The following is a 13,601-nucleotide window of genomic DNA, read 5'->3' as shown; positions in this document are numbered from 1 at the left end:
ACTCGTGGCGATTAATTTCAGCCCCAAGGTTGGTGAAATACTGGAATGCAACTTTGGTAACTATCCTGTTAGCCAGAATGGACAGTTCAGCACGACGTATTACGATGGCCGCATTCCACCTGAGATGATAAAAAATAGGTTGGTTGTCGTGCTCAACGGAAAAATTAATGGCAACGCATGTATCGTCGTTCCATTATCAACCACTCGCGACCATGACAAGTTAAATCGTGGAATGCATGTTGAAATAGCCAGTAATGTTATCAATGACCTGCAATTCTTTGATCAGCAGATACGTTGGGCTAAAGCCGACCTGGTACAACAAGTCAGTCGAAATCGATTAAACAGAGCAAGGACTTATCGGGGGTATCTTAATCAATGTTTGCCACATGAGTTGGTTGCAGACATACAGAGGGCAGTCATCAAGTCAATCAATGCCATATCGCTCATAAATTGACAATAAAATCACCATCCCCGATAATGACTCTGTAGCCCATAGAGGCCCTAAGTTTTCTCCCCTTGAGGGACCTGCGAAGCCCGGATTTTCCGGGCTTTTGCCATATATGTCCCCCCCTCCCTGACTGACAATTTTTAATTCAAGGCACGATCATGGCAAAAACAGCAGCAGCACTGCATATCCTTGTAAAAGAAGAGAAACTGGCTCTGGAACTTCTCGAGCAGATTAAGAACGGTGCCGATTTCGGCAAGCTGGCGAAGAAACACTCCATTTGCCCGTCAGGTAAACGCGGTGGTGATTTAGGTGAATTCCGCCAGGGCCAGATGGTTCCGGCGTTCGATAAAGTGGTTTTCTCTTGTCCGGTACTGGAGCCAACCGGTCCGCTGCATACCCAGTTCGGGTATCACATCATTAAGGTGCTTTACCGTAACTAACAGCAAGGCCTTCTCCGGGAGAAGGCCTTGAACTCTGAATCGCACTTAACCTGCAACAGCAATACGTTTCATATCCGTCATATAGCCGCGCAGTTTCTTACCTACCTGCTCAATCGCATGGCTGCGAATCGCTTCGTTCACATCACGCAACTGCGCGTTATCTACCGCACCTTCCGGAATAGCTTTACCCAAGTCGCCCGGTTGCAGCTCTGCCATAAACGGTTTCAGCAGCGGCACACAAGCGTAAGAGAACAGATAGTTACCGTACTCGGCGGTATCAGAGATAACCACGTTCATTTCGTACAGACGCTTACGAGCGATAGTGTTGGCAATCAGCGGCAGTTCGTGCAGTGATTCATAGTAAGCAGACTCTTCGATGATGCCGGAATCAACCATGGTTTCAAACGCCAACTCAACGCCTGCTTTTACCATCGCGATCATCAGTACGCCTTTATCGAAGTACTCCTGCTCGCCGATTTTGCCTTCATACTGCGGCGCGGTTTCGAACGCGGTTTTGCCGGTCTCTTCACGCCAGGTCAGCAGTTTCTTATCGTCGTTGGCCCAGTCTGCCATCATGCCGGAAGAGAATTCGCCGGAGATGATGTCATCCATGTGTTTCTGGAACAGCGGCGCCATGATCTCTTTCAGCTGTTCAGACAGCGCGTAAGCACGCAGTTTCGCCGGGTTAGAGAGACGGTCCATCATCAGCGTGATGCCGCCCTGTTTCAGCGCTTCGGTGATGGTTTCCCAGCCGAACTGAATCAGTTTTTCTGCGTATGCCGGATCGGTGCCTTCTTCCACCAGTTTGTCGAAGCACAGCAGAGAGCCAGCCTGCAACATACCGCACAGGATGGTTTGCTCGCCCATCAGGTCAGATTTCACTTCCGCAACGAAAGAGGATTCCAGCACGCCCGCACGATGACCACCGGTTGCCGCCGCCCACGCTTTAGCGATCGCCATGCCTTCGCCTTTCGGATCGTTTTCCGGGTGAACGGCAATCAGCGTCGGTACGCCGAATCCACGTTTGTACTCTTCACGCACTTCGGTGCCAGGGCATTTCGGCGCAACCATTACTACGGTGATGTCTTTACGGATCTGCTCGCCTACTTCCACGATGTTGAAACCATGCGAGTAACCCAGCGCCGCGCCGTCCTTCATCAGTGGCTGTACGGTGCGCACTACATCAGAGTGCTGCTTGTCCGGCGTCAGGTTAACCACCAGATCCGCCTGTGGGATCAGTTCTTCGTAAGTACCCACTTTAAAACCATTTTCGGTTGCTTTACGCCAGGATGCGCGCTTTTCGGCAATCGCTTCTTTACGCAGAGCGTAGGAGATATCGAGACCAGAATCACGCATGTTCAGGCCCTGGTTCAGACCCTGTGCGCCACAGCCGACGATGACTACTTTTTTACCCTGAAGGTAGCTCGCGCCATCGGCGAATTCATCGCGCCCCATAAAGCGACATTTGCCCAGCTGTGCCAGCTGCTGGCGCAGATTCAGTGTATTGAAGTAGTTAGCCATGGTGATTCCTCGTGATGTTGTGCTTCTTATTGTTCGGTTCGCGTTTGCGAGATTGAATTCACTATATGACAGGAAATTTATTGCGGAAATTGATATATTCACAACGTCACATTGCAATTTTTGCAACGTCAACATTGAGGGCTGCGCCATTGGATTTACGCGATCTGAAAACCTTCCTGCATCTGGCGGAAAGCCGCCATTTTGGGCGCAGCGCGCGGGCAATGCACGTTAGCCCGTCTACGCTTTCGCGACAAATACAGCGCCTGGAAGAAGATCTCGGTCAGCCGCTGTTTGTGCGTGATAACCGCACGGTAACGCTGACGGAAGCGGGCGAAGAACTGCGCGTTTTCGCCCAGCAAACGCTGTTGCAATATCAGCAATTGCGCCACACCATCGACCAGCAAGGGCCGTCGCTCTCTGGTGAATTACATATCTTCTGCTCGGTGACCGCTGCCTACAGCCATCTTCCACCGATTCTCGACCGCTTCCGCGCGGAACATCCGTCAGTGGAGATCAAACTCACTACCGGTGATGCAGCCGATGCGATGGAAAAGGTGGTCACTGGCGAAGCGGATCTGGCGATTGCCGGGAAACCGGAAACCTTGCCGGGCGCAGTGGCGTTTTCGATGCTGGAGAATCTGGCGGTGGTGCTGATTGCTCCCGCGCTGCCCTGCCCGGTGCGTAATCAGGTCTCTGTCGAAAAGCCCGACTGGTCTACAGTGCCGTTTATCATGGCCGATCAGGGACCGGTACGCCGCCGCATTGAACTGTGGTTTCGGCGTAACAAAATCAGCAACCCAATGATTTACGCCACGGTTGGCGGGCATGAAGCGATGGTATCGATGGTGGCGCTCGGCTGTGGCGTGGCGCTGTTGCCGGAAGTGGTGCTGGATAACAGCCCGGAACCGGTGCGTAACCGCGTGATGATTTTAGAGCGCAGTGATGAAAAAACGCCGTTTGAGCTGGGCGTGTGCGTACAAAAAAAGCGGCTTCATGAGCCGCTGATTGAGGCGTTCTGGAAGATTTTGCCGAACCACTAACCCGCCAAAAAGAACCTGAACGCCGGGTTATTGGTTTCGTCGTGGCAATCGTAACCCAGTTCATTCAGCCGGGTTTCAAAATCCGGTTCATGATCGCCAAGCTCGAACGCCGCCAGTACGCGCCCATAGTCGGTACCGTGGCTGCGATAATGGAACAAAGAAATGTTCCAGTGCGTACCCAGCGTGTTGAGGAAGCGCAGCAGCGCGCCCGGTGATTCCGGGAATTCGAAACTGTAGAGGCGTTCCTGCAACGGATGCGATGGACGCCCGCCAACCATATAGCGCACATGCAGCTTCGCCATTTCGTCGTCGGAGAGATCAACCACGCTGTAGCCACCGTCGTTGAGCATCTGCAAAATTTCTTTGCGCTCTTCGAGGCCACGGCTTAAGCGCACGCCGACAAAGATGCAGGCGTTTTTGGCATCGGCAAAACGGTAGTTGAACTCGGTGACCGAACGCCCGCCAAGCAGTTGGCAGAATTTGAGGAAGCTGCCTTTTTCTTCCGGAATGGTCACCGCCAGTAACGCTTCACGCTGTTCGCCCAGTTCGCAGCGTTCCGAGACGTAGCGCAGACCGTGAAAGTTCACGTTAGCACCGGAAAGAATATGCGCCAGCCGCTCACCGCGAATGTTGTGCTGGGCGATATATTTTTTCATTCCCGCCAGTGCCAGCGCGCCAGAGGGTTCCGCCACCGCGCGCACATCTTCGAACAGATCTTTCATCGCCGCACAGATGGCATCGCTATCGACGGTGATGATGTCGTCGAGATACTCCTGGCATAAACGGAAGGTTTCGTCGCCGATGCGTTTCACCGCAACACCTTCGGCAAACAGCCCCACGCGTGGCAGATCAACCGGATGACCTGCATTCAGCGCCGCTTTCAGGCAGGCGGAATCTTCCGCTTCCACGGCGATCACTTTGATTTGCGGCATCAGTTGTTTGATCAGTACCGCGACGCCCGCCGCCAGACCGCCGCCGCCGACCGGTACAAATACGCGGTCGAGATGGGCGTCCTGCTGGAGCAGTTCCAGCGCCAGCGTGCCTTGCCCGGCGATCACCATCGGATGGTCGAACGGCGGCACCCAGGTGAAGCCCTGCTGCTGTGACAGTTCGATTGCTTTCGCTTTCGCTTCGTCAAAGTTCGCGCCATGAAGCAGCACTTCGCCGCCAAAGCCGCGCACCGCATCAACTTTGATATCGGCGGTGGCGGTTGGCATGACGATCAGCGCCTTCACGCCTAACCGTGCGGAAGAAAACGCGACGCCCTGCGCGTGGTTACCCGCAGAAGCGGTGATCACGCCGTGCGCTTTTTGTTCTTCCGTCAGGCCCGCCATCATGGCGTATGCGCCGCGCAGCTTAAAGCTGTGTACTGGCTGGCGATCTTCGCGCTTCACCAGAATCACGTTATCAAGACGCGACGACAGTTTTTCCATTTTCTGTAGCGGCGTGACCTGCGCCGCTTCGTAGACCGGCGCGCGCAGCACCGCTCTTAAATATTCGGCACCTTCAGGGGCACCGGACAGGGGTTGTGAGTCTGCCATCATTAACCCCCCAGTTTCGATTTATCGCGCACCGCACCTTTGTCGGCGCTGGTTGCCAGGCTGGCGTAGGCACGCAGCGCAAAGGAAACCTGGCGTTCACGGTTTTTCGGCGTCCAGGCTTTGTCGCCACGAGCTTCCTGCGCTTCACGACGCGCCGCCAGTTCGGCATCGCTTACCTGTAACTGAATACCACGGTTCGGAATGTCGATGGCGATCAGGTCGCCGTCTTCAATCAGGCCAATGCTGCCGCCGCTTGCCGCTTCCGGTGAGACGTGGCCGATAGAAAGGCCAGAGGTGCCGCCGGAGAAGCGTCCGTCGGTGATCAGCGCGCAGGCTTTACCGAGACCCATTGATTTCAGGAAGCTGGTTGGGTAGAGCATTTCCTGCATCCCCGGACCGCCTTTCGGGCCTTCATAGCGGATCACCACTACATCGCCAGCGACAACTTTGCCGCCGAGAATCGCTTCTACCGCGTCATCCTGGCTTTCGTACACTTTCGCCGGGCCGGTGAATTTGAGGATGCTGTCATCGACGCCCGCGGTTTTAACGATGCAGCCGTTTTCTGCGAAATTACCGTACAGCACCGCCAGACCACCTTCTTTGCTGTAGGCGTGTTCCAGCGAGCGGATACAGCCATTGGCGCGATCGTCATCGAGAGAATCCCAACGGCAATCCTGCGAGAATGCCTGTGTAGTACGAATGCCCGCAGGGCCAGCGCGGAACATATTTTTTACCGAGTCATCCTGGGTCAGCATAACGTCGTATTGTTCCAGCGTTTGTGGCAACGTCAGGCCAAGCACGTTTTTCACATCACGGTTCAGTAACCCCGCGCGATCCAGTTCGCCGAGAATACCGATAACACCACCAGCACGATGAACATCTTCCATATGGTATTTCTGGGTGCTCGGCGCAACTTTGCATAACTGCGGGACTTTACGCGAAAGTTTGTCGATATCACTCATGGTGAAGTCGATTTCCGCTTCCTGCGCCGCCGCCAGCAGGTGAAGTACAGTGTTAGTCGATCCACCCATCGCGATATCCAGCGTCATGGCGTTTTCAAACGCCGCCTTACTGGCGATATTACGCGGCAGTGCACTTTCGTCATTTTGCTCGTAGTAACGTTTGGTCAATTCAACAATGCGTTTACCGGCATTGAGGAACAGCTGCTTACGGTCGGCGTGAGTTGCCAGCAGCGAGCCGTTGCCCGGCTGCGACAGGCCCAGCGCTTCGGTCAGGCAGTTCATTGAGTTAGCGGTAAACATCCCGGAGCAGGAACCGCAGGTTGGGCATGCGGAACGTTCAACCTGATCGCTTTGGGAGTCAGAAACTTTCGGGTCTGCCCCCTGGATCATCGCATCAACCAGATCGAGCTTGATGATCTGATCGGACAGTTTGGTTTTCCCGGCCTCCATCGGGCCGCCGGAAACAAAGATCACCGGAATATTCAGGCGCAGGGAAGCCATCAGCATCCCCGGGGTGATTTTGTCGCAGTTAGAGATGCAGACCATGGCGTCGGCGCAGTGAGCATTGACCATATACTCAACGGAATCAGCGATCAGTTCGCGAGATGGCAGCGAATAAAGCATCCCCCCGTGGCCCATGGCAATCCCATCATCCACCGCAATGGTGTTGAACTCTTTGGCAACGCCGCCAGCCGCTTCAATTTGTTCGGCGACCAGTTTACCGAGATCGCGCAGATGGACGTGACCCGGTACAAATTGGGTGAACGAGTTCACAACCGCGATAATCGGCTTACCGAAATCGGCGTCGGTCATTCCGGTGGCGCGCCACAGCGCACGAGCACCCGCCATATTACGACCATGAGTGGTGGTGGCGGAACGGTACTTAGGCATACTTTATTTACTCCCAGTGTCTGTCTCGTAAATGGGACGGTGCGTGCCGTCCCATTTTTTGTATTTATTGATTAACTTGATCTAACCAGCCCCATTTATCTTCGGTTTCGCCAGTGAAGAGGCCGAAGAAGGCTTGCTGAATGCGTTTGGTAACCGGGCCACAACGGCCTTCGCCAACCTGAATACCGTCTACGCTGCGCACTGGCGTGATTTCTGCCGCCGTACCGGACATAAACACTTCATCCGCCAGGTACAGGGATTCGCGCGACAGCACCTGCTCACGCACTTCAATTCCCAGCTCTTTTGCCAGTTTGATGATGGCATCACGGGTAATACCCGGCAGCGCGGATGAGGTGAACGGTGGGGTGAACAGCACGCCGTCTTTCACTTCAAACAGGTTTTCGCCTGCGCCTTCAGAGATGTAACCATTCACATCCAACGCGATACCTTCCTGATAACCGTGGCGGCGCGCTTCGCTACCCACCAGCAGGGAAGAGAGGTAGTTACCACCGGCTTTTGCCGCCGTCGGGATGGTGTTTGGTGCTGCGCGGTTCCAGGAGGAAACCATCGCATCGATCCCCTGCTCCAGTGCTTCTGCGCCCAGATACGCCCCCCACGGGAAAGCGGCGATAATCACATCGGTTGAGTATCCCGCTGGCGGGTTTACGCCCATGCCAACATCACCGACGAAAATCAGCGGACGGATATAGGCGCTGGTGAGATTGTTTTTGCGGATCACGTCGCGACAAGCTTCCATCAGCTCATCAATGCTCTGTGAAACCGGGAAGCGATAGATTTTGGCGGAGTCATGCAGACGCTGCATATGCTCACGATGGCGGAATACAACCGGTCCTTTGTGCGAGTCGTAGCAACGGATGCCTTCAAAAACCGAGGTGCCATAGTGCAGCGCGTGCGACATCACATGCACCTTCGCGTCTTCCCAGCGAACCATCTCCCCATTGAACCAAATGTAATCAGCTTTCTTCGTGGTCATTTTTATATTCCTTTTGCGCTCAGGCGCGGATTTGTTGTGATGTGGTTGTGCTCTGGCAGATGGCAACGTGTGCGACGTCCACCAGTTTATTTAACTGACTAAACAGTAAGTCGACCGACCGTGGGCTGGCAACGGTCAATTCGATATTTATATTTTGTGCATCGCTGGCGGCGGCCATATTCATTGAGCAGACGTGGAAACCACGATGACGCACCACGCGTAAAACACGTTCTAAGGTTTCCGGATTGAAGCGAGCCGATACATTGACCTGATGTTGCATCATGATAATTTCTCCAACATTTCTGAATTACTGGCACCTGGCGGCACCAGCGGCCAGACGTTCTCAAGTTCGTCGATTGAGACATGAAGCAGGTATGGCCCATCACTGTTCAGCATGGTGTCGAGTGCCGCTTCAACCTGGTCTTTACGGGTGATGTGTTGGCCAGGGATGCCGAAGGCGCTGGCTAACATGAGGAAATCGGGATTATCGGTAAGGGTGGTTTCGCTATATCGTTCCTGGAAAAACAGTTGCTGCCATTGTCGAACCATCCCTAACCGTTGGTTATCGAGTAAGACGATTTTCAACGGTAACTGCTTGCGTTTTACGGTGCCCAGCTCTTGCACATTCATCATGAAAGAGCCGTCACCGGAGATACAGACGACGGTATCGTTCGGTCGCGCGACTTGTGCGCCAACCGCCGCCGGTAAACCAAAACCCATGGTGCCTAAGCCGCTGGAGGTGATGAAATTTTCCGGGCGAGTGTGGACGATGTGCTGGGCAGACCACATCTGGTGCTGCCCCACATCTGTGGTCACGATGCAATCCGCAGGTTTACGATCCGACAGTTGTTTTAATAACAACGGCGCGTAGATAGCGTCACCAGGATGGTCGTAACGCCAGGCATGTTCATCACGCAGTTGTGCGCAGTGTTGCTGCCAGTCATCGATATTTAACGGCTGCTGTAATGCTGGTAACAGAGCATTTAAATCACCCTGTAATGCCGCATGTGCCTGACGCAGCTTGTTCATTTCTGCCGGATCGATATCCATATGGATAACGCTGGCGTGTGGTGCGAAGGTGTTCAGTTTGCCGGTCACCCGGTCATCAAAACGTGCGCCCACGGCTATCAGTAGATCGCACTCCTGAACCGCGAAGTTCGCCGCTTTGGTGCCGTGCATTCCCAGCATGCCCAGATAGTACGGATAATCTGCTTCAACTGCGCCCAGCCCTTTCAGCGTGCAGGTGGCAGGCATTTTTGTGGTAGCGAGAAATTCACGCAAAGCCGGAACTGCCTGCGCCATGCCAACGCCACCGCCAACGTACAGCATCGGTTTTTGCGCTTTTGCCAGCATCTGGCGCGCTTGCTCGACTTCGGCATGGGGGAAAGTCACTTCGTTTTCAACGGTGGTGAACCACGGTTCCAGATCGCCGCTGGCTAACTGGATATCTTTTGGAATATCGACCAAAACCGGACCAGGACGACCAGAGCTGGCGACGTCAAACGCTTCGGCCATGATACGCGGTAACTCTTCCAGTGATTGCACCAGGAAACTGTGCTTGGTGCAGGCTAACGACAACCCCAGAATATCCACCTCCTGAAATGCGTCAGTGCCGATAAACGGTGCGGATACCTGACCGGTGATAGCAACAACGGGGATGGAATCTAACAGTGCGTCCGCAAGCCCGGTTATCAGGTTGGTTGCGCCCGGACCAGACGTGGCGATACATACGCCAGTTTTGCCAGTAGCACGGGCATAACCGATAGCCGCCATTGCCGCACCCTGTTCATGTCGGCACAGCAAGTGCTCCATGCCGCCGTCATACAATGCATCGTAAACCGGCATAATTGCGCCACCCGGATAACCGAAAACGGTATTCACACCCTGTGCCCGCAACGCATGTACCACCCACTGTGCGCCATTCATAGTTAGTTCCCCGTCCTGAATCTTGAGAAACAGAATTTTGTGCTGTTATTCATTGTCTGCTCCTCGGTTATGTTTTTAAGGTCAAAAAAAACCCCCGGACCTTTCGGTGCGGGGGTCTTAGTTCGTTAAGGCTTGATCTCTAAGCCTTTCCTCGTCCAAGTGCAGCCCCGCACGGTGGGATAATAATCACCACCACGCTAATCACGACCAGGCTAATCACTCGTAGAAGGGCTGTCATTTTGTCTTTTCTTGAATCTTGTTCGAAGGAATGCCTAAAGAGTTACCATAGATTTTGCGAATAGCACAAGATATTTTTTGGCCGATTTTTATGATGTCTTTAATAATTTCAAGAGAAATTGTTGTTTTTTAAAAAGAAAATAGTGAGTGAAAAAAATTCAATTTCAGTATGAATGTTGTTCCCTTCCTCGTAGTTCATCCTTTGCCCGCTGCATTTTTGCGAGCATCATTCCACCGCCAGAACAACTCAACTTCACTTGCACAAATAAACAGGAATCAGCCACTAAAATTCACGAATTAGCGGGCTACAGCAGCGATATCTTATGCACATAATGGTGACTCAAGGAGGGCTTATGTCACTGTCAATTGTTCATACCCGCGCAGCCCTGGGAGTAAATGCGCCCCCAATCACTGTTGAGGTACATATCAGTAAAGGTCTACCCGGCTTAACGATGGTGGGCTTACCAGAAACAACGGTAAAAGAAGCCCGCGATCGCGTGCGCAGCGCCATTATCAATAGCGGATATGAATATCCGGCGAAAAAAATCACCATCAACCTTGCTCCAGCCGATCTGCCAAAAGAAGGGGGACGATATGATTTACCTATCGCCATTGCGTTGCTGGCAGCCTCAGAACAGCTTACAGCCAATAAGTTAGATGAATATGAATTAGTCGGAGAACTGGCGCTTACAGGCGCTCTGCGTGGCGTTCCCGGCGCAATCTCCAGTGCAACTGAAGCCATTAAGTCGGGCAGAAAAATTATCGTCACGAAAGATAACGAGGATGAAGTGGGGCTAATTAACGGTGAAGGATGCCTGATAGCCGATCATCTGCAGGCTGTCTGTGCGTTTCTGGAGGGTAAGCACGCTCTCGAACGCCCGAAACCAACTGATGCAGTATCCCGGGCGCTACAACATGATCTCAGTGATGTTGTCGGTCAGGAGCAAGGAAAGCGAGGACTGGAAATTACCGCCGCTGGCGGGCACAACCTTTTACTGATTGGACCGCCGGGAACAGGTAAAACAATGCTCGCCAGCCGTATTAATGGCCTTTTGCCAGATTTAAGCAATGAAGAGGCACTGGAGAGCGCTGCGATATTAAGTCTGGTAAATGCTGAATCAGTACAAAAACAATGGCGGCAGCGCCCGTTCCGCTCACCTCATCACAGTGCGTCGTTAACTGCGATGGTGGGCGGTGGTGCAATTCCAGGGCCAGGTGAAATTTCGCTGGCGCATAACGGCGTGCTTTTTCTTGATGAGCTACCTGAATTTGAACGGCGTACACTGGATGCCTTGCGAGAGCCGATTGAATCCGGGCAGATCCATCTTTCACGCACACGAGCAAAAATAACCTATCCAGCCCGTTTCCAGCTTGTCGCGGCGATGAATCCCAGCCCTACCGGACATTATCAGGGAAACCATAACCGCTGCACACCAGAACAGACATTACGTTATCTCAACCGGCTCTCGGGGCCCTTTCTCGACCGCTTCGATCTCTCACTAGAGATCCCATTACCGCCCCCCGGCATTTTGAGTAAAACGGTAGTGCAGGGAGAAAACAGCACCACCGTTAAACAACGTGTAATGGCCGCCAGAGAGCGCCAATTTAAGCGGCAGAATAAACTGAACGCCTGGCTGGATAATCCGGAAATACGCCAATTCTGCAAGCTTGAGAGCGAAGATGCGCAGTGGCTGGAAGAAACGCTGATCCATCTGGGGTTATCGATTCGTGCCTGGCAGCGGTTATTGAAAGTTGCACGAACCATTGCTGATATTGATCAGTCTGACATTATCACACGTCAGCATTTGCAGGAGGCAGTTAGCTATCGTGCGATTGACCGTTTGCTCATCCATCTGCAAAAACTACTGACATAAAAAAAGGGCATTTCGCCCTTTTTATTAATCGTCAGAATCGGTGTAGTCTTCAGCACCTTCAACCTGCGGTTTACCGCCGGAAAGGGTGTGAAAACGTTTTGGACGCTTGATACGCGTCATATACTTGGACCACACGCGTTCTGCTTCTGTCACTGGCTCACGTTCGCCACGGCATACTGCTACGAAGAGTTTCTCTTCCTCGGTAACCGGCTCGCGTTTGCCAAGATCCAACTCATTGAAGGCATAACCATGACGCTCAAGCAGTTGTGCCTCTTTGATGGTGAAGTCACCATGACGAGAGAATCCACGTGGATAATGTTTATTGTCGAAATATCGATTAGTCGTCGTAAAGCTTTCCGCCATCCTGCACGCTCCTAATTCTTTGACCGAGCTAGTTATGGCGCGGAGTATTAGTTACGCTTGACAGAGTGTAAAACAAAACATTTAAATCATAACGACAAATAATTTTGCGGAGAGCACTGTGGATACGGAATTGTTAAAAACTTTCCTGGAAGTTAGCCGAACGCGTCACTTTGGTCGAGCGGCTGAATCGCTCTATCTGACCCAATCAGCCGTGAGCTTTCGAATCAGACAACTGGAAAATCAACTGGGTGTGAATCTTTTCACCCGCCACAGAAACAATATCCGTTTAACCGCTGCCGGTGAAAAACTACTGCCTTATGCAGAAACGCTCATGAGCACCTGGCAGGCCGCCCGTAAGGAGGTGGCGCATACCTCACGACATAACGAGTTTTCTATCGGTGCCAGCGCCTCATTGTGGGAATGTATGCTTAATCAGTGGCTGGGACGCTTGTATCAAAATCAAGATGCCCATACAGGCTTACAGTTCGAAGCGCGAATTGCCCAACGACAGTCTCTGGTAAAACAGCTGCATGAACGCCAGCTTGATCTTCTTATTACCACTGAAGCGCCCAAAATGGACGAATTTAGTAGTCAGTTGCTGGGGTATTTCACTTTAGCGCTTTATACCAGTGCCCCTTCTAAACTAAAGGGAGATCTTAACTATCTGCGACTGGAGTGGGGGCCAGATTTTCAACAGCATGAGGCAGGTTTGATCGGTGCTGACGAAGTTCCCATTCTGACAACCAGTTCTGCTGAACTGGCACAGCAACAGATTGCGATGCTTAATGGTTGCACCTGGCTACCCGTCAGTTGGGCGCGTAAAAAGGGCGGCCTGCATACCGTTGTCGATAGCACAACACTTTCACGGCCGCTTTATGCCATATGGCTGCAAAATAGCGATAAAAATGCGTTGATTCGCGATCTATTGAAAATTAACGTGCTGGATGAAGTGTATTAATCTGAATGGCTGGCAAGGATGCTGGTAGAAGGATTTACTTCGGAGAGGTTATTTCAGATAAAAAAAATCCTTAGCTTTCGCTAAGGATGATTTCTGGCAGGGGCGGAGAGACTCGAACTCCCAACACCCGGTTTTGGAGACCGGTGCTCTACCAATTGAACTACGCCCCTAATTAGGGTGGCGGAACGGACGGGACTCGAACCCGCGACCCCCTGCGTGACAGGCAGGTATTCTAACCGACTGAACTACCGCTCCACCGAATTCTTTTACAACCACCGGTTTTATGACCGGCTTACTGCTTAATTTGATGCCTGGCAGTTCCCTACTCTCGCATGGGGAGACCCCACACTACCATCGGCGCTACGGCGTTTCACTTCTGAGTTCGGCATGGGGTCAGGTGGGACCA

General features: G+C 52.7%; 14 protein-coding genes, 2 tRNA genes and 1 rRNA gene. 5 read left to right on the top strand and 12 right to left on the bottom strand.

The window, feature by feature from the left end:
* The first annotated feature begins 4 nt into the window (after positions 1-4).
* Together ACJHWR_RS19230 and ppiC are read left to right on the top strand one after the other, a co-directional pair.
* Positions 5-454 carry a type II toxin-antitoxin system PemK/MazF family toxin gene (locus ACJHWR_RS19230; protein ID WP_000996698.1) on the top strand — a complete coding sequence of 150 codons (450 nt, stop codon included), beginning with the start codon at positions 5-7 and terminating at the stop codon, positions 452-454.
* A gap of 152 nt (positions 455-606) precedes the next feature.
* Complete coding sequence (ppiC, locus tag ACJHWR_RS19225; protein ID WP_001140258.1) at positions 607-888, top strand: peptidylprolyl isomerase PpiC; 282 nt, start codon at positions 607-609, stop codon at positions 886-888.
* A gap of 45 nt (positions 889-933) precedes the next feature.
* Here the strand turns inward: ppiC and ilvC are convergent, their stop codons facing one another.
* Complete coding sequence (gene ilvC, locus ACJHWR_RS19220) at positions 934-2,409, bottom strand: ketol-acid reductoisomerase (RefSeq protein WP_000024951.1); 1,476 nt, start codon at positions 2,407-2,409, stop codon at positions 934-936.
* A 149-nt stretch (positions 2,410-2,558) separates the two neighbouring features.
* On the opposite strand from ilvC, the gene ilvY reads away from it, so the two are divergent.
* A complete protein-coding gene (gene ilvY, locus ACJHWR_RS19215; protein ID WP_000365784.1) occupies positions 2,559-3,449 on the top strand; it encodes an HTH-type transcriptional activator IlvY in 891 nt (296 codons plus the stop codon).
* Here the strand turns inward: ilvY and ilvA are convergent.
* The 7 genes from ilvA to ilvL form a co-directional block, all read right to left on the bottom strand.
* Positions 3,446-4,990, bottom strand: coding sequence for a threonine ammonia-lyase, biosynthetic (gene ilvA / locus ACJHWR_RS19210; RefSeq protein ID WP_001442067.1), 1,545 nt, complete (start codon positions 4,988-4,990; stop codon positions 3,446-3,448). The two genes, ilvY and ilvA, sit on opposite strands and share 4 nt — an antisense overlap.
* Before the next feature lie 2 nt (positions 4,991-4,992).
* Positions 4,993-6,843: a dihydroxy-acid dehydratase gene (gene ilvD, locus ACJHWR_RS19205; RefSeq protein WP_001127406.1), complete on the bottom strand. Its 1,851-nt coding sequence runs from the start codon at positions 6,841-6,843 to the stop codon at positions 4,993-4,995.
* 64 nt (positions 6,844-6,907) lie between these two features.
* Positions 6,908-7,837 (bottom strand): branched-chain-amino-acid transaminase, encoded by a 930-nt coding sequence (gene ilvE / locus ACJHWR_RS19200; RefSeq protein WP_000208520.1) that lies wholly within the window; start codon positions 7,835-7,837, stop codon positions 6,908-6,910.
* A 19-nt stretch (positions 7,838-7,856) separates the two neighbouring features.
* Positions 7,857-8,120 carry an acetolactate synthase 2 small subunit gene (gene ilvM / locus ACJHWR_RS19195; RefSeq protein ID WP_000983255.1) on the bottom strand — a complete coding sequence of 88 codons (264 nt, stop codon included), beginning with the start codon at positions 8,118-8,120 and terminating at the stop codon, positions 7,857-7,859.
* Positions 8,117-9,763 (bottom strand): acetolactate synthase 2 catalytic subunit, encoded by a 1,647-nt coding sequence (gene ilvG / locus ACJHWR_RS19190; protein WP_001012577.1) that lies wholly within the window; start codon positions 9,761-9,763, stop codon positions 8,117-8,119. The genes ilvM and ilvG overlap by 4 nt, the downstream gene beginning before the upstream one ends.
* Before the next feature lie 2 nt (positions 9,764-9,765).
* On the bottom strand, positions 9,766-9,816 hold the full coding sequence (ilvX, locus tag ACJHWR_RS19185; RefSeq protein WP_001387183.1) for a peptide IlvX: 51 nt from the start codon (positions 9,814-9,816) through the stop codon (positions 9,766-9,768).
* Positions 9,817-9,902: 86 nt separating this feature from the next.
* Entirely contained in the window at positions 9,903-10,001 is a 99-nt protein-coding gene (gene ilvL, locus ACJHWR_RS19180; RefSeq protein ID WP_001311244.1) for an ilv operon leader peptide, read from the bottom strand.
* Positions 10,002-10,353: 352 nt separating this feature from the next.
* Here ilvL and ACJHWR_RS19175 point away from each other — a divergent pair, with 352 nt between their 5' ends.
* Complete coding sequence (locus ACJHWR_RS19175) at positions 10,354-11,874, top strand: YifB family Mg chelatase-like AAA ATPase (protein WP_410226710.1); 1,521 nt, start codon at positions 10,354-10,356, stop codon at positions 11,872-11,874.
* 24 nt (positions 11,875-11,898) lie between these two features.
* Here the strand turns inward: ACJHWR_RS19175 and maoP are convergent, their stop codons facing one another.
* On the bottom strand, positions 11,899-12,237 hold the full coding sequence (gene maoP, locus ACJHWR_RS19170; RefSeq protein ID WP_000841001.1) for a macrodomain Ori organization protein MaoP: 339 nt from the start codon (positions 12,235-12,237) through the stop codon (positions 11,899-11,901).
* 118 nt (positions 12,238-12,355) lie between these two features.
* Here maoP and hdfR point away from each other — a divergent pair, with 118 nt between their 5' ends.
* Positions 12,356-13,195 (top strand): HTH-type transcriptional regulator HdfR, encoded by an 840-nt coding sequence (hdfR, locus tag ACJHWR_RS19165; RefSeq protein WP_000379245.1) that lies wholly within the window; start codon positions 12,356-12,358, stop codon positions 13,193-13,195.
* A gap of 94 nt (positions 13,196-13,289) precedes the next feature.
* On the opposite strand, the gene ACJHWR_RS19160 is transcribed toward hdfR, so the two are convergent.
* From ACJHWR_RS19160 to rrf, 3 genes are all read right to left on the bottom strand, one after another.
* Positions 13,290-13,365 (bottom strand) — tRNA-Trp (locus ACJHWR_RS19160).
* An 8-nt stretch (positions 13,366-13,373) separates the two neighbouring features.
* A tRNA-Asp gene (locus ACJHWR_RS19155) sits at positions 13,374-13,450 on the bottom strand.
* Positions 13,451-13,504: 54 nt separating this feature from the next.
* Positions 13,505-13,601: ribosomal RNA gene (gene rrf, locus ACJHWR_RS19150) — 5S ribosomal RNA — on the bottom strand; the annotation flags it as partial.

Origin of the sequence: Escherichia sp. WS568 (assembly GCF_046486085.1) — a bacterium.
GTDB classification, from domain to species: Bacteria; Pseudomonadota; Gammaproteobacteria; order Enterobacterales; family Enterobacteriaceae; genus Escherichia; species Escherichia coli.
This window is presented reverse-complemented; position numbering and strand designations above follow the sequence as displayed.

Excerpts from the sequence above, each read along its gene's own strand:
- ACJHWR_RS19175 (WP_410226710.1), top strand. The coding sequence starts at position 10,354 with ATGTCACTGTCAATTGTTCATACCCGCGCAGCCCTGGGAGTAAATGCG.
- ilvA (WP_001442067.1), bottom strand. The coding sequence starts at position 4,990 with ATGGCAGACTCACAACCCCTGTCCGGTGCCCCTGAAGGTGCCGAATAT.
- ilvM (WP_000983255.1), bottom strand. The coding sequence starts at position 8,120 with ATGATGCAACATCAGGTCAATGTATCGGCTCGCTTCAATCCGGAAACC.
- ilvG (WP_001012577.1), bottom strand. The coding sequence starts at position 9,763 with ATGAATGGCGCACAGTGGGTGGTACATGCGTTGCGGGCACAGGGTGTG.
- ilvC (WP_000024951.1), bottom strand. The coding sequence starts at position 2,409 with ATGGCTAACTACTTCAATACACTGAATCTGCGCCAGCAGCTGGCACAG.
- ilvD (WP_001127406.1), bottom strand. The coding sequence starts at position 6,843 with ATGCCTAAGTACCGTTCCGCCACCACCACTCATGGTCGTAATATGGCG.
- ilvE (WP_000208520.1), bottom strand. The coding sequence starts at position 7,837 with ATGACCACGAAGAAAGCTGATTACATTTGGTTCAATGGGGAGATGGTT.
- maoP (WP_000841001.1), bottom strand. The coding sequence starts at position 12,237 with ATGGCGGAAAGCTTTACGACGACTAATCGATATTTCGACAATAAACAT.
- ilvL (WP_001311244.1), bottom strand. The coding sequence starts at position 10,001 with ATGACAGCCCTTCTACGAGTGATTAGCCTGGTCGTGATTAGCGTGGTG.
- ppiC (WP_001140258.1), top strand. The coding sequence starts at position 607 with ATGGCAAAAACAGCAGCAGCACTGCATATCCTTGTAAAAGAAGAGAAA.